Below are 618 nucleotides of genomic sequence, written 5' to 3'. Positions count from 1 at the left end.
GGCGCGGGCCGGTCCTTGAGCGGATCCTCGATCACCGGGCATCCGGTCTGGGGCGGGGGGGCGAAGTTGGCCCGCAGGCCGAGATAGCCGCCGGCCGAGCAGATCGTGTCGGCGCGCGCCATCGCGTTGTCGCCGCCCACCATCCCGGAGACGTTGGCCGAGTTCGAGTAGAGCGAGCAGGCGTTGGCGGTGACCTGGGCGTTCTTCTGCAGGTTGAAGGCGCCCGTGGCGGCGGGATCGAGGGTGAGCATGCACAGCCGCATCCGGCCCACCACGCTGACGCGCGCCTGCGCCGCGACGGTGGCGGAGCCGAGCCCGACGAGCGCGCCGAAGCCCAGGCGGATCGTCTCCTGGGCCCGCGCGGACACGCTGGTCTTCTCCGCCGGCACCGCGATCTGAAGGCCGAAGGCGCTCTCGGGCAGGGGCTTGGCGGCGTCGCGGATCGTCTGCTCGGTCACGCCCCGGACCGAGTCCGTGCTGGAGGCGGCCAGTTTCAGCGCGTTGCCGCCGGCCAGAACGCCCGCATCGACGGCCGCCTGGAGCTGGCTGCGGCGCGCCGAGACCCGGGCGTAGTCGATCCCACCGCCCACAAGCCCAACCAGGACCGTGCCGCCGAGG

Annotated in this window: 1 protein-coding gene; it reads right to left on the bottom strand. The window is 73.5% G+C overall.

The genetic code is table 11. The features are described from left to right. On the bottom strand, positions 1-618 hold a 618-nt coding region (locus tag AX737_RS08745; RefSeq protein ID WP_197430509.1), incomplete at both ends, for a Tad domain-containing protein.

Origin of the sequence: Methylobacterium sp. CCH5-D2, from assembly GCF_001556475.1 — a bacterium.
Taxonomy (GTDB): Bacteria; Pseudomonadota; Alphaproteobacteria; order Rhizobiales; family Beijerinckiaceae; genus Methylobacterium; species Methylobacterium hispanicum.
The sequence above is the reverse complement of the archived record's forward strand: the minus strand, read 5'-3'. Positions and strand labels throughout refer to the sequence as shown.